We start from the raw sequence: 22,929 nt of genomic DNA, 5'->3' as shown, positions 1-22,929 counted from the left end.
ATCTTCGAACATTTTCTATTCCTTTTTTATAATTAAATTTCAATTTCCATTCTTAGCAGTGCTGCGGCAAGAGTTTTACCTTGAGCATCATGTTTTAACGAAACAGTTCCACCGCCACCAAGAGTGTTGTGCAGTAAAAAATTCAATGCACGAATGTTCGGCATTTCGAAACGCTCAACTTTACCAAGACAGATTCCTTCAAAATGTTTTTTCACTCTTTCGGTAGTCAGATGTTTTTTAATTATTTCATAACCTTTATCGTCGTAGGCAATGATTCCAACATTTGCGGCATCGCCTTTATCACCGCTGCGTCCGTGTGCAATATCTATTAATTTTATTTTACTCATGTTGTTATTATCTCAACTTTTGGATGAACTAGTTTCTTCGGCATTAGTGCAGGCCAGTAAGCAATAACTTCATTCGGTTTAGGACGACCGCCCGCAAAGCCTGTAACACTTGGCGGACCGGTTAAGATCAACGGTGCTATCTCTTTTGCAAATGCTTCAACATCATGATGGTGAATACTCCGAACTCCAACCCGCAGAACTACTTCATTGATTTCATTTTGCTTAGATGCTAGCGGACCATGACAAGCATTTACACCAAGGAACTCAGTTCTAATTTCATCGAACTTCAAACCCAAATCAGAAAGACGTGTCCGCAAAATTTCATCCGCCTTCTGAGCTTTCTCTAATGCATCCGGCCAACTATAAGTTAAACTGCCTATTGCTGTGTAACCATCATTATAAGCCATCGAGACCTTAAATAAATCTGTCGCGGGCTTTCCTTTAATTCCATAAACTCTAACTCTATCTTTTTCTAATTGCTCTAACTTTATAGACGTAAAATCCGCAACACATTCCGGAGTGATATAACTTGTCGGGTCGCCGATTTCATACATCAGTTGTTCGCTCACCGTTTCAACAGAAACCATTCCGCCGGTATTCTGATGTTTTGTAATTACAAATTCTCCGTTCGGATATGCTTCTGCAATTGGAAAACCGATATGTGCTAGGTCGGGAACAGATTTCCAATCGCCAAGAAAATTTCCTCCGCTTGCTTGTCCGCCGCACTCAAGAATATGTCCGGCAATAACTCCCGCGGCAAGTTTATCCCAATCATCCCACGCCCATTTGAATTCATGAATCATCGGTGCATAAGTTAGAGAAGTATCTGTCGTTCTTCCTGTGATAACAATCTGCGCACCTTTTTTCAACGCTTCTACAATTGGTCGCGCACCAAAATAAACATTAGCGCTGATCAATTTTTCTTTCACATCTTTTATATGTTGACCGGATTCCATGTTATCCAAACCGGCACCGTGTTTCAATAGATTATCAAGTGAATCTAAAATATCATCTCCGGTAACAACGCCAATCTTCAATCCTTTGATACCTTGTTTGTGTGCGCACTTTACAATTTCTTCAACACAGCCCATTGGATTAGCGCCGCCGCCGTTTGTAATTACTTTTATATTTTTCTCAGAAATGTAAGGAAGTAAATCTTTCATGATTTGAATTAAATCTTTTGCGTATCCCGCAGCAGGATTTCTCTTCTTCTGTTTCTGCATGATGGACATAGTAACTTCTGCAAGAAAGTCCATCATCAAATAATCAACTGGACCTTTGGTTACTTGCTGTAAAGGAATTGATTGAAGATCGCCCCAGAAACCGGATCCGGATGCGATGCGAATTTTGTCTTTCAAACATTCTCCAAATTTTCTGTGCAAAGATATGAAAGGTCAGGTTGGAATAAAAATGAAGTGATTGAACTCGGTTAGCTAATAAAATAAATCTACTCTCTGCGAACTTTGCGCTTTCTTAGCGCCCTTTGCGGTAAAATCTTTTATACGCAGAGGACGCAAAGTAAAGATTCGCAAAGAACGCGGAGACATGAAAAGTATAATTGGGATGAAAATGAACTATCTGTTAGTTTTTGTGAATTCTCTGTGTAACTCTGCTGAAAATATTATACAGAGAGACACAGAGTTTCACAAAAATATATTATACTAAAACCGCTTTGTACCCATAACAATGCAAACCGGATTTCCCTTCATCTTGTATTTTGCGGAAGATCAATTTTGCTTTATTACCGATCTCTACTTTATCCACATCGCAATCTGTTACTTGAGCTGTAAGACGAACTCCATCATTCAATTCTATAATGGCTACTACATAAGGAGTTTCTTTGGAAAATTTATCCGGTCCAACACGAATAATTGTAAACGTTAAAATTTTTCCTTCTCTGCTTAAATTCACTGTTTCAAAAGTTTTTGATTTACATTTAGGACAAACCAATCTTGGCGGAAAGGAAATATGTCCGCATTGTTTGCATTTACCTGCTTCAAGACGATAACGCTGAGGAACTTCACGATGATATCTTGGACTGATCATACTGCCTCCAATATGTGAATTACACAACTTGCACCGGAACCGCCCATGTTTTGTGTTAAACCGTACTTAGCATTTTTAACTTGGCGTTCACCGGCATTTCCGGTTAATTGTTCATAACATTCTATGATCTGTGCTATGCCAGTCGCACCAACCGGATGCCCTTTTGATTTTAATCCCCCGCTTGTATTAATTGGAATTTTTCCGCCGATTGCTGTTGATCCGTTTTCAGCGGCTGCACCGCCTTTTCCCTTCTCGAAAAATCCTAAATCTTCTGTAACAACTATTTCTGCAATCGTAAAACAATCATGCACTTCGGCAAAATTTATATCTGATGGTTTCAGTCCGGATTGTTTATAAGCTTTCTCTGCGGCAACAGAAACACATTTCAAAGCAGTTAAACTTTCTCTGCTGTGAAGTGCAATTGTATCCGAAGTTTGTACAGAAGAAATAACTTTTATGTAAGGTTGTTTCAATTTCTTCGCATAATCAACAGAACAGACAATCACTGCCGCACCACCATCGCTAACCGGAGAGCAATCAAGCAATCGAAGCGGATCAGCAACCATTGTTGCTTTCATAACTTGTTCAAGAGTTACTGGCGATCTAAACTGTGCATTCGGATTCATCGAACCGTTTTTATGGTTCTTCACCGCAACATGTGCTAGTTGTTCTCGCGTAGTTTTATATTGATGCATGTGCGCCCGAGCGATCATTGCATACAATCCGGGAAAAGTAATTCCATTATAAACTTCATATTCCTGATCAGCGGCGGTTGCCAATGCATCAGTTACGTCTGCACCGTCTGTCATCTTCTCAACTCCGCCGGCAAGAACAATTTCACTTTGTCCGGAAGCAACTTCAAAATATGCTTGGCGAAATGCAGCGCCGCCGGATGCACAAGCAGATTCAACTCTTGTCGCCGGGACAGGCGTAACACCAAGATAATCAGCCATAACCGCACCAATATGTTCTTGTCCTACAAATAATCCTCCGGACATTGTTCCGACATACATAGAATCAATATGATCAACTCCGGAATTTTCTATCGCTTTCAAAGACGCTTCAACAAAAATATCCCGTAAAGATTTTTTCCACAGCTCTCCGAATTTTGTCATTCCAACACCAACTACTGCTACTTCTTTTCCCGCAGAGCGGTTCGCCTTTGGCGAATTCATTTCATTCGACATATCAATTTTCTCCCTACTCATTAAGAATAATTTTTTTTCTGAATTTTGCATACTGACCGTAATCCAAATAAATTTTATCGTTGTCTAGCATATCTCTAAGCTTGGGAGCCAAGTCTCTAACTTTATCTATTTCGTTTGTAACTTTATAAATGAATCCATCGCTTCCCGCACCAGAACCGAACGAAACCATAAAAATTTTATCACCGGGTTTTGCTACATCAAGAATTGCAGCAAGTCCCGTTGGTGATGAACCGGAATAAGTGTTTCCCATCCAAGGAGAAATCCAACCAACTTCCATTTGCTCTTTTGTGAATCCAAGTTTCTTACCGGCTTCCTGCGGAAATTTTCCATTCGGCATATGGAAGACTGCGAATTGAAAATCTTTCGGAGACATTCCGGATTTTTCCAACAGAGTTTTTCCGGCGTTGTGAACGTGCTTGAAGTAAGCGGGTTCACCGGTAAATCTTCCGGCGTGGCGCGGATAATATTCATGTTCGCGTCGCCAAAAATCCGGTGTATCCGATGTGTAAGAATTAGTAAAAAGAATTTCTGCAATAACATTTTCTTTTCCCATTATATACGCAGCTCCTCCGGCAGATGCAGAATATTCCAAAGCATCACCGGGTGCACCTTGAGAAGTATCTGCGCCTATACCAAGTGCGTAATCCATCTCACCTGCTTTTACCAAACTGTAAGCTACATACATTGCTTCTGTTCCGGCTTTACATGCGAATTCGTAACTCGCAACGTGAACGTGCGGACCGATGCCTAGTGCATCAATTAAAATTGTTGCGCTTGGTTTCACTGCATAAGGATGTGATTCCGAACCGATATACACTGCACCAATTTTCTGCGGATTAATTCGTGCACGCTGCAATGCGTAACACGCCGCTTCCACAGAAATTGTGATTGTATCTTCATCTTGTCCGGGAACTGTTTTTTCGTAGAGCATCAATCCGCGTTTAATTGCTTCGGGATCGGCACCCCACTGTTTTGCTATTAGATCTACTTTGATTCGATAACGTGGCAGGTAAGAGCCATAACCCACTATTCCAATCATGTTATCCTCTGGTTTATGTCTGTTGTTCAGTTAAATGTTGTTACACAATTTGATTCTGGAAGTAAATTATGAATTGATTAATCAACTATCTACATTTTTTTTATTATTAGCGAAACTAATTGTTCTGAAGTTGTATTTTCATCGCATGCGAGCCAATGAATTTCTTTTGTCTTTCTGAACCAAGTCATTTGCCGTTTTGCATATCGGCGGGTGTTGCGTTTGATGAGTTCAATTGCCCTTTCTAAGGTGATTTCACTTTCAAGATAAGATATGATTTCTTTATAGCCGACTGTGTTAAGGGAATTTATATTTTTTGAATAACCTAAAGATAAAATATTCTTCACTTCATCAACTAATCCGTCTTGAATCATTCTATCAACACGGACTTCTATATTGCGGTATAACTTTTCTCTTTCCCAATTCAATCCGAACAGAATAAACTTATAATCTGTTTCCCTTTCATAATTCTTTTGGAATTTCCAGATTGGTTCGCCGGTTAAATGAAAAACTTCAAGCGCACGCATAACGCGTTTCCAGTTTTGAGGAAGCATCTTTGAAGCACTCTGTAGATCAACTTTCTTTAGTTCATCATACAAATATTCATTCCCAAACTTTTCACGTTTTTGTTTTAATTCTTCACGGAATTCTTTATCAACATCAACCGAATCAAAGATCCCTTCAACCAAGGCCTTAATGTAAAGCCCGGATCCACCGACAACAATCGGAGTCTTACCGTTTACAAATAATTTATTAATGATTTTGAGAGAATCTGTTTCGAAGCGGCTAACATTGTAAACTTCATCAGGTTCTAAAAAATCAATGAAGTGATGTTTAACAAGTTGAAGTTGATCAGCGGTAGGTTTTGCTGTACCGATATTCAGATATTTAAAAATTTGGCGGCTGTCTGCAGAAATTATTTCAGTGTTAAATTTCTCTGCAAGAGAAATCCCAATTTTAGTTTTTCCGGAACAAGTAGGCCCGGTTATGATAATTACTTTTCTTTCCATCCTTCTTTGCCGATGAGTGGTACAAAAGCAAAATACGGAACTTCTTGTGTTTTAAATTCTTCTTCGGAAATTTTTGTAATAATCTGCAGAGTTTGAACTTGTTTATCACCTATTGGTATAACCATCTTACCGCCAACAGCAAGCTGCTTTTTAAGGTTGATAGGAACTGTTGGACTTCCTGCTGTAACAATTATTCCATCATATGGAGAAAATTCTTCCCATCCAATAGTTCCATCACTGCAACGAGCTGCTATTTTAAGATTAAGTTTATCGAACATTTTCATTGCTGAATTATATAAATCATTATGACGCTCAATAGAAAAAACCCTTGCACCCAACTCATAAAGTATTGCAGCTTGATATCCTGAACCGGTTCCGACCTCTAAAATTTTTTGTTTCGGCTGCGGATCAATTTCCTGCGTCATATATGCAACGGTATACGGCTGAGAAATAGTTTGCCCTAACCCGATTGGAAGTGCAACATCTTTGTATGCGTGCTGTTTCATTATATCCGGAACAAAGAGATGTCTTTCTACTTTCAAAAATGCATCAAGAACTCTCTGATTAGATATTCCTTTGCTATGTAAAATTTCTACTAGTTCTTTTCTTTCGGTTTCGTACATTTAAATATTAGATGTTAAATTTGCACAGCAAAGATAAAAACTTAGAACTTATTCTAAGCAATCATTTGTTAATTGTTCAAAAGTTCAGTAAAAAAATCTTAATCTTGCGATTAATGATTCTGCAGTATTATATTTGCGGTGCGAGAAATTAGCGTTCTAAAAATTTTGATATGCGGGAATAGCTCAGTTGGTAGAGCGCAACCTTGCCAAGGTTGAAGTCGCGGGTTCGAGTCCCGTTTCCCGCTCTACGATCCCGATAAAATCGGGATTTGTTTTATTGGCGCTGTACCCAAGTGGCTTAAGGGGAAGGTCTGCAAAACCTTTATTCGTCGGTTCGAATCCGACCGGCGCCTCAAATCTCAATTCCTTTCTATATGTTCACTGTATATATACTTCTTAGCGAAAAAGACAACAAACGTTATATTGGTTTTACAGACGATTTAGATAGAAGGCTTATTGAACACGGTTTGGGAAAAGTAAAATCTACAAAGAATAGGCGACCCCTAAAATTAATTTACTCAGAGAAGTATGAAAATAAATCCGATGCAATGAAGAGAGAAAAATATTTTAAAACTCATCAGGGAAGAAATTTTCTAGATTCAATTGGTAAATAGTTATAGTAAAATGAAAGGTCTGCAACCCGGCTCTGCCGGGCGAATCCGACCGGCGCCTCAACTCTTCATCAAATCTTTATGTTCACAATCTATGTCCTTCGAAGTAAAGTCGATAACCATCGTTACATTGGTTACACCGATAACATTGAAAGACTACTTATTGAACACAACTCCGGTAAAGTTAAGTCAACAAAGAATCGTAAACCTTTTGAGTTAATATATTCAGAACATTTTGGAAATAAATCTGATGCAATGATGAGAGAAAAATATTTTAAAACTCATCCAGGTAGAAATTTTCTAAATTCAATTGGTAAATGATTTATTGTGGAATAAGGTCTGCAACCCGGTTTTGCCGGGCGAATCCGACCGGCGCCTCTAAAAAAGTGGAAAACCCTACAGATAGGGCTTCTCTTTTTTTGATTTATCAATTCTCACTCTTTACGAGATATCTCTTGATCTTTTGTGTAGTAGTAAAATCATATCCTGGATAGAAATAATATGAGGGACGTTGTTTAGCTTAACTTCTTTTTTCATGTTTGATCTATTTTTTTTTGTGAATGATCGAATAGAATCAAGAAGGACAAAAATCAACTAATGAAAAACATCTTCATTACTCATTTTGCATTAGCTATTTCCGTTAATATATTTTTTAGCAATCTATAAAATTTATCAACATCTGCAATCTTCACTTTTTCATCAGGTGAGTGAGCTCCTTCGATTGTGGGACCGAATGATACCATTTGGAGCCCGGGATATTTATCACCCAAAATTCCGCATTCCAATCCTGCATGAACAGCTTTCAATTCGGGTTCTTTAGAAAATAAATCTATAAAAACTTTCCTTGAGGTCTTTAATAACTCTGAGCTCATATCAGGTTGCCAGCCGGGATAACCATCACCAACTGTAACTTCAGCTCCAGCTAAATCAAAAACTGCTTTAACACTTTTTGCAATATTTTTCTTTGCACTTTCAATTGAACTACGTTGGCTGGTTCCAATTTTTAGTTTATCCCCTTCCACTAACACTGTTGCAAGGTTTGTAGAAGTTTCAACAAGTTCGGGTATTTCTGCATTCATTGCAATAACACCATGCGGCATTCCAAGAATTGTATTAATAACATTTGTCGAAAATTGTTTTGTATAAACTTTTGGATAAGTTTTAACTGCAGCATCATCTCTTTCAAAATTTATTTTAATGCTATCGTCTCTTAATCTGAATTCTAAAACAGTCTCGATTGTAAATTCATTTATCAACTCGCGTACATCTGAATCGTTATCAGGACTTAGGAAAATTACTGCTTCAGCTTCACGCGGAATTGCATTACGTTTAGACCCGCCATTTATATAAGCAAGTTGATAATCATATTTTTCAATCATACTACAAAGTTGCGCCATGATTTTAATGGCATTAGCTCTTCCGTCTGAAATATTAATGCCCGAATGACCACCTTTTAATCCCGAGACAAAAAAAGTGAATGGGACGTAACCTTTTTTAGGTTCCTCATATTCAATCTTAAAAGTTCCGACGGAGTCCATTCCTCCTGCACAACCTACATAAAACGCTCCATCCTCCTCGGTATCAAGATTCAATAACATTTTTCCGGTTATGAAATCTTTTTTTAAATTGTTTGCACCGGTCAGTCCGGTTTCTTCATCAACTGTAAAAAGTAATTCTAAAGGGCCATGATTAAAATCATCATCTTGCGATACTGCTAATGCTGCTGCTGCACCAATTCCATTATCTGCACCTAAGGTTGTTCCATCAGCTTTGATCCATTCGCCATCACGTAGTAGTTTTATCGGGTCTTTTGTAAAATCATGTTTAATGTCTTTATTCTTTTCGCAGACCATATCAACATGACTCTGAATAACAACAGTCTGTGCGTTTTCAAATCTTGGTTTAGATGGAACTAAAATCACAACATTCCCTACCTCATCTTCTTTCATATCAAAATTATTTTGTCCGGCAAAATTTCTAAGATAAAGACGAACTCTCTCTTCATTTTTAGATGGTCGTGGGATTTGACTTATTTCAAAAAATCTTTTCCACAATTTAATTGGTGAAAGTCCTTCAATAGCTGATGTTAACATTTTTACTCCAAATTTTTAATTGTGACGAATGTTAAGAATATCTCCATCTTTAACGATATACTCTTTTCCTTCAAGCCGCCATGCACCGGCATCTTTACATTTTGCGAACGAACCATGTTTAATAAAATCTTCGTAGTGAACTACTTCAGCTCTAATGAAACGATTAAAAAAGTCAGTATGAATTACACCAGCCGCTTGCTGAGCAGTATAATTCTTTTTAATAGTCCAAGCACGACATTCGTCTTCACCTACTGTGAAGAAAGATTGAAGTCCAAGCATTTCGTAAGATGTTCTTAATATTTTACTTAATGCAGATTCTTTAATTCCATAATCTTGCATAAAAACTAATTGATCATCATCGCTCATTCTAGAAAGTTCTAATTCTATTTTTGCAAAAAAAGGAATTATAGTTGCGTGCAATTTATTCAGTTTCATTTTAAGTTGATCAATTTCTTTTTCTACTGAAGGTATTGAGTTTTCATCATAGTTTATCGCAATTCCAAGCTGCTTAATTGTTAACAATTGATAACCGGATAATAATTTGAATTCATTTTCATCAAGATGAAGAGTTCTTAAAGGTAATTCTTTTTCGCAATGCGCTTGGCATTTTTCTAAAATGGGAATCTCACGTTTAAGTTTTTCATCTTTGGATTTTAAAACATCTCTTTTCAATTTTTCTAATCGTGTTTCTAAAAATCCTAGATCAGAAAGAAGATATTCTGTTTCCAGAAATTCAATATCCCTTAACGGATTTAAGCTTTCCATCGGATGAGAAATTGATTGATCTTCAAAGCCGCGGACAATATAAAAAAGCGCATCGTTATTTTTTACTGCATTCAGAAAAATAGAAGTGATTTTAACTTTATTATCTTCCGACATTTTCAAACCGGGAATGTCAAATACTTCAATTGTAGCGTTTACTTGTTTTTTAGGATTGAAAATTTTGGTGAGCTGATCTAACCGGTCATCCGGAATTTTTACAACTTCAATTGATGCTTCTTCTTTGGACGAAGCTTCGATTTCTTTCTTTGCCAAAGTATTGAATAAAGTTGTTTTACCGGAAAATTGTAATCCGACCAGACCTATTTGCATATTTTATCTCAACAATTAGAGTGAACAATTACTATCTAAAATATAAGTAAATTTTGATGGAATTGGATAACAACTGTAGTGCGAGTTGGTGTAAGATTAAGAAATAATTTGTGTGTGAAGCGCGATCTCTTCAAGTATTGAACTAACTTTCAAGCATTCGTTTAATTCGCCGTTAAAAACTTGTGTTCTCCCTTTAACATGTGCCTCAAAAGCGTAAGAGCGGGCTTCTTTATAACTGCACTTAACCGCTTTGATTATTTGATTTATTACATCGTCAAAACTATGCCAGTCATCATTAAATAAAATGACTTTATATGGCGACCCAATAACTACTTCATTTTCGGATTCGGGCTCAATTATTCCATGTGGTCTTTCTTCGTTCATATTTTTCATCAATTCTTACTCAATTTATAAAATTGCCTCACAAAAATAAATTTTAATTATATTTGTTCTCCCATAAGATAAGATTATTAATTTGTTCCTAATCATTAAGTAATTTGATTTTAAGGAGGATAAATGAAAATTGCTGTTTGTGTTAGTCATGTTCCCGATACTGCTGCCAAAATTAATATCGGAAGTGATGGCAAAACATTAGATCCTAATGGCGTTACGTTTATAGTAAATCCATATGATGAATTTGCAGTTGAAGAAGCTCTAAAAACTAAAGAAAAAATTGGCGGAGAAACTGTAGCTATAAGTTTAGGCGGTAATGCTAACAAAGAAACATTGCGTAAGGTTCTTGCAATGGGTATAGATAATGCAGTTTTACTAAAAGATGATAGCTATCGTGATTCTTTCTCAGTAGCAAAAGCTCTTGCAGAAGAAATCAAAGCTCAAAATGCTGAGTTGGTTTTCTTTGGCAAACAATCTGTAGATTTTGATAATTCAGTTGTTGGGCAACTTACTGCCGAAATTCTAGGTTACAACTGTATCTCAGTCGTAGTAAGTTTTTTATTGGACGGCAATAAGATTACTTGCGAACGCGAGATTGAAGGCGGTAAAGAAATTGTTGAAACAACACTACCGGCTTTAATAACTGCTCAAAAGGGTTTGAATGATCCAAGATATGCCTCGCTTAAAGGCATTATGGCGTCTAAGAAAAAAGAAATTTTAGAAAAACAACCAGCCGCTGTAAATAATTCCGTAGAAATTATTTCGATGAAAAAACCTTCACCTAAACAAGCCGGAAAAATTCTTGGAACAGATGAAACTGCTGTTCCTGAATTAGTCCGTTTATTAAGAGAAGAAGCAAAAGTCATTTAAGGAAAAATATTATGGCAAATAAAATTTTAGTCTTTATTGAACAGCGAAGCGGGAAAATAAAAAAGTCATCATTTGAAGCAGTTAAAACCGCTTCTGATATTGCACAAAAAGTTTCCGGATCTGTTGAAGCAATTTCTATTGGTAATGAAATTGAAAATTTAGAGAAAGTGGGCGGATTCGGTGCAGCTAAGGTTACTCATTTTAAGAATGCTGACTTAGATAATTATTCTCCAAGTGCTTATGCAGATATAATCGCAAAGTATTCAACTGAGAATAATATTGATTTATTTTTCTTTGCTGCAAGTTCTATGGGTAAGGATTTAGCCCCGCGTGTTGCAGTCAAAACAGATTCCGGACTTGCAATGGATTGTATCTTATTAAATTGTGAATCTAATGATATAATCGCAACGCGCCCTATATATGCCGGCAAGGCATTGTTTAATGTAAAATTAACTTCTCCAAAAAAAGTTTTTGCACTTCGTCCTAATGTTTTTAATCCCGGAATACCAACAGATAAAAAAGCCGAAGTTTCTGTTGTAAATATTTCATCACCAAATTTGAGCGTTAAAGTAATTGATATCAAAAAATCCGAAGGTAAGATAGATGTTGCCGAAGCAGATATCATAGTTTCCGGCGGACGTGGTATGAAAGGTCCGGAACAATTCAAACTTGTTGAAGACTTAGCAGAAGTTCTTGGTGCTGCATCTGGTGCTTCACGTGCAGTAGTAGATGCCGGCTGGCGCCCACATTCCGAGCAAGTTGGACAAACCGGCAAAACTGTTTCCCCAAATTTATATATAGCTTTAGGAATCTCTGGTGCAATTCAACATTTGGCAGGAATGCGTTCTTCAAAGTATATTGTTGCAATCAATAAAGATAAAGATGCACCAATCTTTCAAGTAGCTGATTATGGAATCGCTGGAGATGTTTTTGAAATTGTACCGGCAATGATTGAAGAAATCAAAAAAATTAAATCATAGAAGGTTAATTGCACAAAGTACAAGTTGAAATATTAGGTTTATCAGCAAGTCCATCGGCGGGCGGAGCTTATGCTCTGTTGCTAAAAGAAGTGTTTGGTGTTCGCCGTTTGCCAATTATTATTGGTCAGTACGAAGCTCAATCAATTGCACTTGAAATGGAAGGAATAAAACCCCCTCGCCCACTCACACACGATCTTCTTAAAAGTGTTATTGATAATCTTGGTGCAACAATTAATGAAATAATTATTAATGAGTTAAGAGAAAATACATTTTATGCAAAAATTAAATTAGAGATTGCAACAATGACGAATGAAATTGATTCTCGTCCCAGTGATGCAATTGCACTTGCAGTTCGAACAGGAGCTCCTTTATATGTTGCCGAAGAAGTTATGAAAATAGCGGCATTCGTACCTTCAAGCGAAGATTCTGACGATGAATTCAATGAGACGGCTAAACCTACCTCCGAATCAGGAACAAAGGGACCTAAGAAAAATTTATCTGAGACAAAATTAGCACAACTACAAGATCTTCTTAGAGAAGCAATTGACAAAGAAGATTATGAGAGAGCTGCAAAATTAAGAGATGAAATAAATAAATTAGGCGGAAGTACAAATTAATTAAAAACTACTTTTCCAATTTCACATTCCAGACATTTATTCTTCGAACAATTATTTCTAAATAGTTCAATCATACCTTGAGACATTACTGTTCTTCTAACCTGATCAGTAAAATTCAATGCTTCCGCAACTTCGGTTATAATTTGATTTTCCGACCGCTGTTCGTAGATACTATAAAGACTTGAGATTTTTTTTGAAAGGATTCCATTGCCGAATATTTCAAAATAAACTGAGTAGAACGGTATAATTACATTTACAACAATTTCATCTGCACGAGAAGCGCCGACAAAATATTTGATTTCTCCGCTTGCAGTTTGATCAAAGACATAATGGTCTTTCCAATAACCGTCTGATTTAATTACAAACAAAGAACGTAAAGAATTTATCAATACTGTAAGATTATGGATTTCGGATATTTTCTTGGACATTATGCCAATCAAATTATTATGAAGTAATTCTTTTAAGATCCTAGCACCGCCAGCAATTCTAACTGTAGGGAAGTTTTGCGGCCGCAATCTGAAAAAATGCCATTCGGTTTCAGATAATATTTTACCATCATAAAAAGAGCGGATAGAATTCCAATGAAGAGATATTTTTTCCAAATAGTTTTTTGTGTGTACTTCAGAAGCTATACTTGCATCTTGGAAAAATCCGCCGATATTTAATAACGCAGCTTCATATTTTTCAACAAGTATTCCGTCATAATCTATTTTTGCCAAAAAATTAATATTTGCCACTTGAGCAAGATTCATCATTTGATTTTTATTTTTAGAATAGCCAAGAGCTTCAAAGATCAATTCATACAATAATTGTTGCCATATTTCTTTCGAGACAAAATCAGAATGTTTGAATTTCCTTTCTTGAAATTGTGATGTTAGTTCGTAAGTAATTACAGGCTCTTTAATGTGAAGTTCATTAATAAATTGTAGTTCTTTAAGACGATTAAATATTTTTTTACATTTCCTTTCGAATCTACTAATACCAAGCTGGTATAAATATTTTTCTTTAACTTCATGGGGAATGCTATTGATATAATTGCTGCATTTGATATTTGATATCGGGTTGGTTTTTATATCATCAAGTTCATTGTGTACTCCATCAAGAATATTTTTTTCAATGAATTCAGATATACAAATTGATGGTAGTTTTCTGCCGTCTCTTGTATAAACGTGTCCATATTTATTTTTATTTAACAGAGAAACGTGGAGTATAACCTTAGAATATTTATTATCAATATGATGTCCGTGTGCTTTCCAATCTGAATAATCGCGGTCAATTTCTATATCGCCTATATATGTTAAGTTGCCAATTCTGATACGTGCATTTTTAAAATCCGGTCCGGCAAATTCATCATTATGAATCCCTACGTCAAGGACTGTTATATCTTCGCCGGAATTAGTTTTTAGTGAGCTGTTGTAATATTGATTTTTCCAAATTTCGTAAAGAGTGGTTTCAAGAACTATGGAATTTTTCTCGCCCATGTTATAATTGAGGATTGAATTGCGCTTTAGATTACATTTCGACTAAATCATTTTTCAATTAAAATTTAATATAATACCGTGGTAAAAGCTATCAATCTTTTATGATAAGGATCTAATAAGCGAGTTGTAGTCTTTAATTATTCTAGAGGTGGTTGCTGCAAAATTTATTGTTGGATCAGAATAGATTAGAGATCGGCTTACATTGATCAGAAAATGATTGGATTTATTTTCCTTAAATATTCTTACTACTTTTTCCAAACTTCCACCTTGAACGCCAACCCCGGGTACTAATACAGGTAAGTTCTTAAAACTAGAAATATTATCTCTAAGCTCTGATGAATTTGTCGCACCAAAAACAATTCCGCAATTTTGATTTTTATTCCACTCGTTAACTTTTTCAATTACTTTTTGAAAAAGAAACTTCCCTTCCGAAAGTTTTAACTTTTCAAAATCTTCTGATCCCTTATTAGAAGTAAGCGCAAGAATAAAATTTATTTTGTCTCTATAATCGAAGAAGGGACTTAATGAATCAAACCCCATATATGGATGGAGAGTTACAGAATCAAAATGAAAATGATTATAAATTGATTGAGCATACATTTGTGATGTATTACCGATATCACCGCGTTTTGCATCGGCTATAGTTAAAACGTCATTGGGAATGAGTTCTAATGTTTTGTATAAGTTATCAATCCCTTTTGTGCCGCCCTTTTCATAAAAAGCAAAATTGATTTTATAAGCGGCTGCTTCTTTGTAAGTGTTCTCTATAATGATTTTATTAAACTCAACAATTGGAGAAGAGTTATTTTGTAAATGTTTTGGAATTTTATTGAAATCCGTATCAAGTCCGACACATATATGCAAACTTTGATTTAATTTTTGCTGAAGTTTTTCCTGTGCAGTCATAACATTCTCAAGTATGAAGTTTTCTGTTCCTATAAATGTTCATCACGATCCCCAGCATAACCATATTAATCAGTAAAGAACTCCCTCCGTAACTTAAAAAAGGAAGAGGCAATCCAATAACCGGTGTTATGCCAAGATTCATTCCAACATTGATTGCAAAGTGTGTGAATAATAAAGTTAGGACACCGATAATTATCAGTACACTAAATTTATCTTTGGCAGTTGCAGAAAGTTTGAATAACCTTAAAAATATTATCAGGAATAATGTTATGACAAGTACACTGCCAATAAATCCAAATTCTTCTCCAATTACACAATAAATAAAATCAGTCCATTGTTCAGGGATATATCTTAGCTGAGTTTGATTGCCATGCAAGTAACCTTTTCCGAAAAAGCCGCCAGAACCGATTGCAACTTTTGCCTGAAGAGCATTGTAACCTGAACCTAATGGATCTGCAGATGGATCAAGAAATGAAGCAATTCTTTTTTGTTGGTGAGGTTTAAGTATTTTAAATGCGTAATCAAAAAAGAAACCTGCCGAGAGATTAATTATGAAAACCGTAACGCTATTAAATAAATCTCTCTTGAAAAAAAATAAAGCGGCAACAATCAAAAGCAGCGCAGCAGTAAAAGCATAAACTCCGAATAAAGATGCAAACACAATAAACCCCGGCGAGAGTACAACGAATAGACCAAATAAACTTATTCCACTCCAAAAAATTAATGATATTGTAATAATTGCAAATACAATTGAAGTACCCATATCCGGTTCAAGCATAATCAACATGATTGGAACAAAACCAATTGCGAGAGCAACGCCAATATCTAAAAGATTATTTATATCGCGGTTTTTATAAGTAAGCCAATACGCTAACATTAGAATCGTACCAAGCTTTGCAAGTTCAGAAGGTTGAAATCCGAATCCACCGACACCGAACCAACTTTTAGCGCCATAAACTGTTTTACCAACAACAAGCACGGCAAGGAGAAAAAATAATGATGCAAAGAAAACAGGTATAGCAAACGATTTGAATAATTGTTGAGGTAACGAGAATGTAATAAAGAATGCAATGATTGCTACAATAGCAAAAACCAATTGCTTCTGAAAATTTCCGCTAGCTGTAGGATGATTATATGTTGAACTATAAATAGCGAGCAAACCAAAAATAACAAGAATTATCATGGGGATAAAAATTGCAAGATCAAATCTATCCTGAAGTTTATAATTAATGTGCAATCTGTTCCTCCTGTACATTAGTTGAAGCAGCGAGGTTTTTATTTCCTTCTTTATTTCCCTTTATCAAATATGCTTTAATTATATCGCGCGCAATTGGTGCAGCAATTGTACTTCCAAATCCCGCATTCTCGACTAAAACTGCAATTGCAATTTTAGGATTGTTATAAGGAGCGAATCCAATAAATAATGCATGTTCTTTACCATGCGGATTCTGAGCAGTACCAGTTTTACCTGATATCTGCAATTCATCAGATTTAATATTTGTAGCTGTACCTGCACCATTAACTACAAGGTACATTGCACGTCGTACTATATCGAATGACTTTTTACTAATTCCTATATCATACGTTTGAGGTTTCACTTCGACATACTGATTTGTTCGAGTGTCAGTATAACCTTTTAAGAAATGTGGTCTGGCAGATTTTCCGGAGTTGGCAAAGAGTGCAGCATATTGAGCAAGTTGAAGAGGTGTAACATTAAGTTCACCTTGACCAATTCCTAAACTAATTACAAAACCTTTAGTCCAGCCGCTCTTTCCGTAAACTTTATTATAATAATCAGTTGATGGAACAATTCCAGCAGCTTCTTCCGGAATATCTATTCTGGATTTACTTCCGAATCCAAATTTCTTTGCATATTTGGACCAAATATCAAGACCGATTTTATTAACAAGCGTATAATAAAATGTGTTGCATGATTTTTCTATCGAGGTTTGAACATTAACTGTTCCATGAACGTGCAAACATTTGAAATACCGATCACCAAACTGATAACCTCCGCCGCAAGTAACTCTAAAATTAGTATCAATTATTCCTTCTTCAAGAGCGGCAATTGCAGAGATCATTTTGAAAGTAGAACCCGGCGCAAATGTTGACATTGAAGCTCTATTGAACATCGGCTTGTCGGGATTATTATTTAGATCTCTCCACATTTCATTTGTTGTAACTTTAGCAAAATCTTGCAGATCATATTGAGGGGCGCTTAAGAAAGCAATTATCTCACCGGTAGACGGTTCAATAGCAACAACAGCACCTCTTTTATCCTTAAATGCTTCCTCTGCTACACTTTGTGCTTCTTTATCAATTGTCAGAATTAAATCGTCGCCTTTAACAGTTGTCTGATCTTCTTCACCATTCTTGTATCTGCCGATAGTCTTTTGTTTTGCATCAACAAGCATGTACTTAATTCCTTTATCTCCGCGTAGATAATCTTCGTAAGTTTTTTCTATTCCTCCAAAACCTATGTTATCGCCAATATCATATTCATTTTTTCTATGTAGATAAGTTTCCATAGGAATTTCTTTTGTATAACCGAACATATGAGAACCTATTATACCAAAAGAATAATCACGTTGAGTTTCCATTATATAGTCTACACCCGGCAATTTAGATGCATTTTCTTCATACCAAGCTATAACTTTAAAACTAACATCTTTTGCAATTCTGCGAGGAATAAATTTTGAATACGATTCATTCTGTTTCAATATGTGATCAATATATCCAGGGCTTGTGCCAAGTATTGCTTCAATATATGGAGTTAATTTTTTATCATATGTAGAAGGTGTGATACGAAGAGTAAATGATGGTTTATTTCCAACCAGAACTTTATGATTCCGATCAAAGAATACTCCGCGCGGTGCTGTTTGATAAATCGGCTTTACACTATTTTCATCAGATTTTTCAGAGTATGATGGTTGTTCAAGAATCTGCATATTAAATAATTGTGTAATAGAGACCGCAAAAAAGCCGATCATAAATACAAATACAATTCTTCTTCTAAAATATGAGCCGAAATAATTATCGTCCATTAAATTCCTTCTTTCGGATGAAAGATTACAATTGGCAATCCAAAAAGAGCTGTGTACAATCCCGGTAAAATTCCTTCTTCGAGCATCATAAAAAATAAACTTATGCTGGAATTCGAATTAGATATCACAGCGTACAAGAACGAATTGATACTTCCGCAGACAAATAAAATAAACAAGAAAAAGTAAGTTGAAATATTAATGTCAATTTTATTGTCACTATAAAAGTAACCGACTACAAATGCCGATAAGGTAAATGAAAACATAAATGCGCCAATTAATCCTCCCGAGATAATATCAAAAAGAAAACCCAAAATAAATCCAAGGATTGTTCCATAAGTCTGTCCGTGTCTCAATGTAAAATAAGTTATTAAGATAAAAACTAGATTCGGGGCAATGTTACTTATCGAAATTAATGGAACTATTACAAGCTGAATTACAGCAAGAGGAATAAAAAATAAAATTGGTTTTAAGTATTGGATATTCATTCAAACACTATTTAATTAAATTCATTTCAAGTTGATTGATCTGTTTACTGGGAAGAATTTTTAGGATAAATAAATTATTTGCAGCAGAAATTTTTGCAAATGGTTCGACGGTTAAGTTATGAAGTAACCCAAGTATATTCGATTCCTTTTTCGACACAATCCCAATTGGAATCGAAGGAGGGAAAAGAGAACTAAAGTCTGAAGTTTCTATAATATCTCCAATTTGTACATCATACGTAGTTGGTATATCCTTAATAATAAGATTGTTGCCATCATAATTTAGAATACCGTCAACGTTTGTTCGTTGTAGTGTTACAGCTATACTTAAATTACTATTGTACAAATTTTGAACAACAGAATAATTTTCAGTCACATCCATAATCAATCCGATCAGACCTTTGTAATTAATAACCGGCATTCCTTTCCTAATTTCATTATTTGATCCTCTATTAATTATAAAATTGCCCTGGCTTTTTGTAACAAGTTTCGAAATAATCTTAGCGGGTATTAGAGGATACTTACTTGTATCTTTAAATGCGATCATCGAACGTAATTCTTCATTTTCAATACGGTATTTTCGTAACCGGTTTAACTCAAGCATCAAATGCGCATTTTCATTTCTTAAATCATCACGTGATTCATTACTTTTAAAGATTGATACAATCGAGTTTGTAATTTCATTTACTACTGCAAAATTACCGAGAGCAAAAGTCTTCAAATGTTTTGCCGCCGGTTTTTCATTCTGAGCTAAAATTGTGAGACTAATTATGGATAGAACTATTAGTAGAAGATATTCTTTATAATCTGAAACAAGTCGTCTTAAAAATTTTCTCATTAATATGTTCTTTTACGAATGAACACCTTAGAGTATTTATTTAAATTCTCGATAGCACGTCCAGCACCGCGGACAACAGCTGTTAACGGATCATCTGCAACATGTACAGGCAGATTAGTTTCCATTCTGATACGTTCATCAAGCCCTTTTAATAACGCTCCGCCACCGGTTAACATAACACCTCTATCAAGAATGTCTGCTGAAAGTTCGGGAGGCGTTCTTTCAAGTGTTTGTTTAACGGCTTCAACAATTTGGGAAATATTTTCATTTAATGCTTCTCTAATTTCAACAGAGCTAACTTCAACTGTTTTAGGAATTCCACCAACAAGATCACGTCCTTTAACTTGAATAGTAACTTCTTCTTTTAGCGGAACAGCACTGCCAACTTCGCATTTTATAGATTCACCTGTCCTTTCACCAATCAACAAATTATAATTCTTTTTGAAGAACTGCATGATAGCATTATTCATTTCGTCTCCTGCTATACGAACAGATTCTTCATTTACGATCCCGGCAAGTGCAATAACAGCTATCTCAGTTGTACCTCCACCGATATCAATAATCATATTTCCAACCGGAGCTTCAACATCAATACCGATTCCAATAGCTGCAGCCATTGGCTCTGCAATTAAATGAACTTCTTTTGCACCGGCATGTTCTGCTGCATCACGCACCGCTCTCTTTTCAACTTCAGTAACTCCGCTTGGTACTGCAATTACAATTCTCTTACTAGTTACAGAGTTAGGAGTAACTTTTTTAATAAAAGCTCGAATCATGCCTTCAGCAATTTCAAAATCGGCTATCACTCCATCACGCATAGGTCTTGTAACACGGATTTCCCTATGTTCTCTACCTTGCATCTCCTTAGCTTTATTTCCAAGCTCGATAATTTTTTTTGTGTTCCTATCAAATGCAACTATTGATGGTTCGTTAAGAACAATCCCTTTTCCTTTGATATAAATAAGAGTATTCGCAGTGCCAAGGTCAATTGCTATGTCAGTCGAAAAGAAATCAAAAATTCCCATTTTTCCTCTTAGTGTTTAAAATTTCTAATCCCGGTAAATACCATTGAAATATTTTTTCCATTTGCAGCATCGATAACTTCGTCATCCCTTACAGATCCCCCGGGTTGAATTATAGATGTAATTCCATTAGAAATTATTTCTAATAATCCATCAGCAAACGGAAAGAAAGCATCTGAAGCAGCAACAGCTTCATTTAGATCATGCCCGAACTGTTTAGCTTTTGATGAAGCAATTTTTGTCGAATCAATACGCGACATCTGTCCAGCTCCGACACCGATTGTCATTTCATCTTTCACATAAACAATCGCATTGGACTTTGTATGCTTGCAAACTGTCCAAGCAAATTTAAGATCTTTTAATTCCTTATCAGAATATTTTTTAGTTGTAACTAACTTCAGTGAATCATTACTTAATTTTGAATTATCCTTCTCTTGAACCAACAAACCACCAGGAATAGATTTAATCTGTAATGAATTATCAAACTGATTTTTATTAACACTAATAACTCTGCGGTTCTTTTTTGTTTTTAATTGCTCAATCGCCTTTTCAGAATAAGACGGCGCAATAACAATTTCAAGAAATATCTCATTCAATTTTTTAGCTGTGCTTTCATCAACTTCTTTATTGAATGCTACAATTCCGCCAAAAGCAGAAACCGGATCACATGAAAGTGCGCGTTCATAAGCATCCAAAACATTTTTCCCGATAGATGCGCCGCATGGATTAGTATGCTTGATAACCGCACAAGCGCAACCGTCTAAATCATTTACCAATTCATAAGCTGCAGTAAGATCAACAATGTTATTGTAAGATAATTCTTTACCATGAAGAATGTTGAAATAATTTTCGAACTCGCCAAAAAGGTAAGCTCTTTGATGAGGATTTTCACCATATCGAAGATCGAACGACGACTTATAGTTTAACCTGATTGCTGCTTTCGGTTGATTAAATTCTTTCTCGAAATAATTGGCAATCAGAGTATCATAATATGAAGTGTAACTGAAAGCGGCGTAAGCTAATTTTTTTCTCGTCCCCTCACTTACTTTCCCTTTTTTAATTTCGCTGAGAAATTCTGAGTACTGAGAAGGATCAGTTAAAACAGAAACGCGTTCATAGTTTTTTGCTGATGCACGGATTAAACTTGGCCCGCCTACATCTATATTTTCAATCTTCTCTTCAAGCGAAATATCGTTTCTATTTACAACTTGAGGAAATGGATACAGGTTCACACAAATAACATCAATTGGGTAAATATCATTTTGCTTAGCTTGCTTTATATCTGAATCGTTATCAGTACGCATTAATATCCCGCCGAAAATTTTTGGATGTATAGTTTTAACTCTACCATCAAATATTTCAGGGAATCCGGTAAAATCTTTGATCTCAATACAATTAATTTGATTGCTCTGCAGAAGCTTAAAAGTATTTCCGGTTGCAATTATTTGATATTCAAGAGAATTTAATTCGCGGGCAAATTCTACAATGGCTGTTTTATTAGACACACTGATTAAGGCAAATCTTTTCACACATTCCGTCCAATTAATCCGCTATTATTACGCAGTTATGATTTATTACAATTTTTTTATCAGCAAATTTTTCTACAACAAAAGGAAGAAGTTTATGTTCTGCAACCAATACTTTTCCGGCAATTTCTTCCGGACTATTTAATTCAGAAATATCAACAAAGCTTTGAGCTATTATTTTACCGTTATCATAAATCTTATCAACAAAATGGACAGTAGCACCGGATATTTTTTCTGAAGAATCAAAAACAGCTTTGTGAACATTTATTCCATACATCCCTTTTCCGCCAAACTTTGGAAGCAAGGCGGGATGTATGTTAATTATCCGATTTTCATACTTATCAATAATGTCATCTGGAATTTTTTTTAAATATCCGGCTAAAACAACTAAATCTATTTTAATTTTTTTAAACTGGTCCAATAATTTATCGTAGCTAAAAAATTTATTCGAATCACTTTGACTTACAAGAAATACAGGAATTTGATTTTCAATTGCGTAACTAACTGCTCCACAATTTTCTTTATCACTTACAACTGCACAGATTCTAATTTTTTCTTTAATTACTGATTCATTAAGCGATTTTAAATTAGAACCTCTGCCGGAAACAAAAACAGCAATATTGAGCATAAATTATTTGTTTTGGTGGAAAAAATTATCTAAATGAAGGTAAATAATCAATTAATAAGATGGCTTTTACTAAGAT

At 35.4% G+C, this 22,929-nt stretch carries 24 protein-coding genes and 2 tRNA genes; 7 read left to right on the top strand and 19 right to left on the bottom strand.

The genetic code is table 11. The annotated features are described in order from the left end of the window. Window positions 1-32: 32 nt before the first annotated feature. The 7 genes from NTZ27_01250 to NTZ27_01220 form a co-directional block, all read right to left on the bottom strand. Complete coding sequence (locus NTZ27_01250) at window positions 33-347, bottom strand: hypothetical protein (protein ID MCX6173366.1); 315 nt, start codon at window positions 345-347, stop codon at window positions 33-35. After that, window positions 344-1,705, bottom strand: coding sequence for a DUF1446 domain-containing protein (locus tag NTZ27_01245; GenBank protein MCX6173365.1), 1,362 nt, complete (start codon window positions 1,703-1,705; stop codon window positions 344-346). Before NTZ27_01245 ends, NTZ27_01250 begins: the two co-directional genes overlap by 4 nt. A gap of 298 nt (window positions 1,706-2,003) precedes the next feature. Further along, window positions 2,004-2,393 (bottom strand): Zn-ribbon domain-containing OB-fold protein, encoded by a 390-nt coding sequence (locus tag NTZ27_01240; GenBank protein ID MCX6173364.1) that lies wholly within the window; start codon window positions 2,391-2,393, stop codon window positions 2,004-2,006. After that, on the bottom strand, window positions 2,390-3,580 hold the full coding sequence (locus NTZ27_01235) for a thiolase domain-containing protein (GenBank protein ID MCX6173363.1): 1,191 nt from the start codon (window positions 3,578-3,580) through the stop codon (window positions 2,390-2,392). Before NTZ27_01235 ends, NTZ27_01240 begins: the two co-directional genes overlap by 4 nt. 13 nt (window positions 3,581-3,593) lie before the next feature. Then, window positions 3,594-4,640 (bottom strand): hydroxymethylglutaryl-CoA synthase, encoded by a 1,047-nt coding sequence (locus tag NTZ27_01230; GenBank protein MCX6173362.1) that lies wholly within the window; start codon window positions 4,638-4,640, stop codon window positions 3,594-3,596. Window positions 4,641-4,729: 89 nt separating this feature from the next. Beyond that, window positions 4,730-5,647: a tRNA (adenosine(37)-N6)-dimethylallyltransferase MiaA gene (gene miaA / locus NTZ27_01225; GenBank protein MCX6173361.1), complete on the bottom strand. Its 918-nt coding sequence runs from the start codon at window positions 5,645-5,647 to the stop codon at window positions 4,730-4,732. Then, the gene (locus NTZ27_01220) at window positions 5,632-6,270 is read right to left on the bottom strand and encodes a protein-L-isoaspartate(D-aspartate) O-methyltransferase (GenBank protein MCX6173360.1); all 639 of its coding nucleotides are present in this window, start codon (window positions 6,268-6,270) and stop codon (window positions 5,632-5,634) included. Before NTZ27_01220 ends, miaA begins: the two co-directional genes overlap by 16 nt. Before the next feature lie 172 nt (window positions 6,271-6,442). On the opposite strand from NTZ27_01220, the gene NTZ27_01215 reads away from it, so the two are divergent. The 4 genes from NTZ27_01215 to NTZ27_01200 all read left to right on the top strand — a co-directional run bounded on the left by NTZ27_01215 (window position 6,443) and on the right by NTZ27_01200 (window position 7,202). Next, a tRNA-Gly gene (locus NTZ27_01215) sits at window positions 6,443-6,515 on the top strand. 34 nt (window positions 6,516-6,549) lie between these two features. Then, window positions 6,550-6,623 (top strand) — tRNA-Cys (locus NTZ27_01210). A gap of 21 nt (window positions 6,624-6,644) precedes the next feature. Then, window positions 6,645-6,884 carry a GIY-YIG nuclease family protein gene (locus tag NTZ27_01205; protein ID MCX6173359.1) on the top strand — a complete coding sequence of 80 codons (240 nt, stop codon included), beginning with the start codon at window positions 6,645-6,647 and terminating at the stop codon, window positions 6,882-6,884. A 78-nt stretch (window positions 6,885-6,962) separates the two neighbouring features. Further along, window positions 6,963-7,202 carry a GIY-YIG nuclease family protein gene (locus tag NTZ27_01200; GenBank protein MCX6173358.1) on the top strand — a complete coding sequence of 80 codons (240 nt, stop codon included), beginning with the start codon at window positions 6,963-6,965 and terminating at the stop codon, window positions 7,200-7,202. A 296-nt stretch (window positions 7,203-7,498) separates the two neighbouring features. Here NTZ27_01200 and NTZ27_01195 read toward each other — a convergent pair whose 3' ends face one another. The 3 genes from NTZ27_01195 to NTZ27_01185 all read right to left on the bottom strand — a co-directional run bounded on the left by NTZ27_01195 (window position 7,499) and on the right by NTZ27_01185 (window position 10,450). Next, window positions 7,499-8,974: an aminoacyl-histidine dipeptidase gene (locus NTZ27_01195; protein ID MCX6173357.1), complete on the bottom strand. Its 1,476-nt coding sequence runs from the start codon at window positions 8,972-8,974 to the stop codon at window positions 7,499-7,501. A 15-nt stretch (window positions 8,975-8,989) separates the two neighbouring features. Further along, window positions 8,990-10,066, bottom strand: coding sequence for a redox-regulated ATPase YchF (gene ychF, locus NTZ27_01190; GenBank protein MCX6173356.1), 1,077 nt, complete (start codon window positions 10,064-10,066; stop codon window positions 8,990-8,992). A gap of 96 nt (window positions 10,067-10,162) precedes the next feature. After that, window positions 10,163-10,450 (bottom strand): ATP-dependent Clp protease adaptor ClpS, encoded by a 288-nt coding sequence (locus NTZ27_01185; protein ID MCX6173355.1) that lies wholly within the window; start codon window positions 10,448-10,450, stop codon window positions 10,163-10,165. Window positions 10,451-10,582: 132 nt separating this feature from the next. Here NTZ27_01185 and NTZ27_01180 point away from each other — a divergent pair, with 132 nt between their 5' ends. Genes NTZ27_01180 through NTZ27_01170 form a run of 3 tightly spaced genes read left to right on the top strand, consistent with a single transcriptional unit; the run spans window position 10,583 to window position 12,926 of the window. Then, a complete protein-coding gene (locus tag NTZ27_01180; GenBank protein ID MCX6173354.1) occupies window positions 10,583-11,329 on the top strand; it encodes an electron transfer flavoprotein subunit beta/FixA family protein in 747 nt (248 codons plus the stop codon). A gap of 11 nt (window positions 11,330-11,340) precedes the next feature. Continuing rightward, the gene (locus tag NTZ27_01175; GenBank protein MCX6173353.1) at window positions 11,341-12,309 is read left to right on the top strand and encodes an electron transfer flavoprotein subunit alpha/FixB family protein; all 969 of its coding nucleotides are present in this window, start codon (window positions 11,341-11,343) and stop codon (window positions 12,307-12,309) included. Window positions 12,310-12,317: 8 nt separating this feature from the next. After that, window positions 12,318-12,926 carry a bifunctional nuclease family protein gene (locus NTZ27_01170; protein ID MCX6173352.1) on the top strand — a complete coding sequence of 203 codons (609 nt, stop codon included), beginning with the start codon at window positions 12,318-12,320 and terminating at the stop codon, window positions 12,924-12,926. Here the strand turns inward: NTZ27_01170 and NTZ27_01165 are convergent. The 9 genes from NTZ27_01165 to purN form a co-directional block, all read right to left on the bottom strand. Beyond that, window positions 12,923-14,407 carry a DUF2851 family protein gene (locus NTZ27_01165; protein MCX6173351.1) on the bottom strand — a complete coding sequence of 495 codons (1,485 nt, stop codon included), beginning with the start codon at window positions 14,405-14,407 and terminating at the stop codon, window positions 12,923-12,925. The genes NTZ27_01170 and NTZ27_01165 overlap by 4 nt on opposite strands. 99 nt (window positions 14,408-14,506) lie before the next feature. Next, a complete protein-coding gene (pyrF, locus tag NTZ27_01160) occupies window positions 14,507-15,313 on the bottom strand; it encodes an orotidine-5'-phosphate decarboxylase (GenBank protein ID MCX6173350.1) in 807 nt (268 codons plus the stop codon). A gap of 7 nt (window positions 15,314-15,320) precedes the next feature. After that, window positions 15,321-16,550, bottom strand: coding sequence for a rod shape-determining protein RodA (gene rodA / locus NTZ27_01155; protein MCX6173349.1), 1,230 nt, complete (start codon window positions 16,548-16,550; stop codon window positions 15,321-15,323). After that, window positions 16,540-18,357: a penicillin-binding protein 2 gene (gene mrdA / locus NTZ27_01150; GenBank protein MCX6173348.1), complete on the bottom strand. Its 1,818-nt coding sequence runs from the start codon at window positions 18,355-18,357 to the stop codon at window positions 16,540-16,542. Before mrdA ends, rodA begins: the two co-directional genes overlap by 11 nt. Beyond that, the gene (mreD, locus tag NTZ27_01145; GenBank protein ID MCX6173347.1) at window positions 18,357-18,842 is read right to left on the bottom strand and encodes a rod shape-determining protein MreD; all 486 of its coding nucleotides are present in this window, start codon (window positions 18,840-18,842) and stop codon (window positions 18,357-18,359) included. Before mreD ends, mrdA begins: the two co-directional genes overlap by 1 nt. 7 nt (window positions 18,843-18,849) lie before the next feature. After that, a complete protein-coding gene (mreC, locus tag NTZ27_01140) occupies window positions 18,850-19,677 on the bottom strand; it encodes a rod shape-determining protein MreC (protein ID MCX6173346.1) in 828 nt (275 codons plus the stop codon). Beyond that, window positions 19,677-20,702, bottom strand: coding sequence for a rod shape-determining protein (locus NTZ27_01135; GenBank protein ID MCX6173345.1), 1,026 nt, complete (start codon window positions 20,700-20,702; stop codon window positions 19,677-19,679). The genes mreC and NTZ27_01135 overlap by 1 nt, the downstream gene beginning before the upstream one ends. 8 nt (window positions 20,703-20,710) lie before the next feature. Further along, entirely contained in the window at window positions 20,711-22,228 is a 1,518-nt protein-coding gene (purH, locus tag NTZ27_01130) for a bifunctional phosphoribosylaminoimidazolecarboxamide formyltransferase/IMP cyclohydrolase (GenBank protein MCX6173344.1), read from the bottom strand. A gap of 13 nt (window positions 22,229-22,241) precedes the next feature. Next, window positions 22,242-22,853, bottom strand: a complete 612-nt coding sequence (gene purN, locus NTZ27_01125; protein MCX6173343.1) for a phosphoribosylglycinamide formyltransferase — start codon at window positions 22,851-22,853, stop codon at window positions 22,242-22,244. Window positions 22,854-22,929: the final 76 nt, after the last annotated feature.

The sequence above is a fragment of the Ignavibacteriales bacterium genome, assembly GCA_026390775.1.
GTDB lineage: Bacteria > Bacteroidota > Ignavibacteria > Ignavibacteriales > Melioribacteraceae > Fen-1258.
This window is presented reverse-complemented; position numbering and strand designations above follow the sequence as displayed.

What these genes read in the sequence shown, in the direction of transcription:
- NTZ27_01175 (MCX6173353.1), top strand. Translation starts at nt 11,341, where the DNA reads ATGGCAAATAAAATTTTAGTCTTTATTGAACAGCGAAGCGGGAAAATA.
- NTZ27_01185 (MCX6173355.1), bottom strand. Translation starts at nt 10,450, where the DNA reads ATGAACGAAGAAAGACCACATGGAATAATTGAGCCCGAATCCGAAAAT.
- NTZ27_01230 (MCX6173362.1), bottom strand. Translation starts at nt 4,640, where the DNA reads ATGATTGGAATAGTGGGTTATGGCTCTTACCTGCCACGTTATCGAATC.
- NTZ27_01220 (MCX6173360.1), bottom strand. Translation starts at nt 6,270, where the DNA reads ATGTACGAAACCGAAAGAAAAGAACTAGTAGAAATTTTACATAGCAAA.
- mreD (MCX6173347.1), bottom strand. Translation starts at nt 18,842, where the DNA reads ATGAATATCCAATACTTAAAACCAATTTTATTTTTTATTCCTCTTGCT.
- NTZ27_01205 (MCX6173359.1), top strand. Translation starts at nt 6,645, where the DNA reads ATGTTCACTGTATATATACTTCTTAGCGAAAAAGACAACAAACGTTAT.
- NTZ27_01195 (MCX6173357.1), bottom strand. Translation starts at nt 8,974, where the DNA reads ATGTTAACATCAGCTATTGAAGGACTTTCACCAATTAAATTGTGGAAA.
- NTZ27_01240 (MCX6173364.1), bottom strand. Translation starts at nt 2,393, where the DNA reads ATGATCAGTCCAAGATATCATCGTGAAGTTCCTCAGCGTTATCGTCTT.
- NTZ27_01200 (MCX6173358.1), top strand. Translation starts at nt 6,963, where the DNA reads ATGTTCACAATCTATGTCCTTCGAAGTAAAGTCGATAACCATCGTTAC.
- NTZ27_01135 (MCX6173345.1), bottom strand. Translation starts at nt 20,702, where the DNA reads ATGGGAATTTTTGATTTCTTTTCGACTGACATAGCAATTGACCTTGGC.
- NTZ27_01165 (MCX6173351.1), bottom strand. Translation starts at nt 14,407, where the DNA reads ATGGGCGAGAAAAATTCCATAGTTCTTGAAACCACTCTTTACGAAATT.
- ychF (MCX6173356.1), bottom strand. Translation starts at nt 10,066, where the DNA reads ATGCAAATAGGTCTGGTCGGATTACAATTTTCCGGTAAAACAACTTTA.
- mrdA (MCX6173348.1), bottom strand. Translation starts at nt 18,357, where the DNA reads ATGGACGATAATTATTTCGGCTCATATTTTAGAAGAAGAATTGTATTT.
- NTZ27_01235 (MCX6173363.1), bottom strand. Translation starts at nt 3,580, where the DNA reads ATGTCGAATGAAATGAATTCGCCAAAGGCGAACCGCTCTGCGGGAAAA.
- purN (MCX6173343.1), bottom strand. Translation starts at nt 22,853, where the DNA reads ATGCTCAATATTGCTGTTTTTGTTTCCGGCAGAGGTTCTAATTTAAAA.
- pyrF (MCX6173350.1), bottom strand. Translation starts at nt 15,313, where the DNA reads ATGACTGCACAGGAAAAACTTCAGCAAAAATTAAATCAAAGTTTGCAT.
- NTZ27_01250 (MCX6173366.1), bottom strand. Translation starts at nt 347, where the DNA reads ATGAGTAAAATAAAATTAATAGATATTGCACACGGACGCAGCGGTGAT.
- mreC (MCX6173346.1), bottom strand. Translation starts at nt 19,677, where the DNA reads ATGAGAAAATTTTTAAGACGACTTGTTTCAGATTATAAAGAATATCTT.
- miaA (MCX6173361.1), bottom strand. Translation starts at nt 5,647, where the DNA reads ATGGAAAGAAAAGTAATTATCATAACCGGGCCTACTTGTTCCGGAAAA.
- NTZ27_01180 (MCX6173354.1), top strand. Translation starts at nt 10,583, where the DNA reads ATGAAAATTGCTGTTTGTGTTAGTCATGTTCCCGATACTGCTGCCAAA.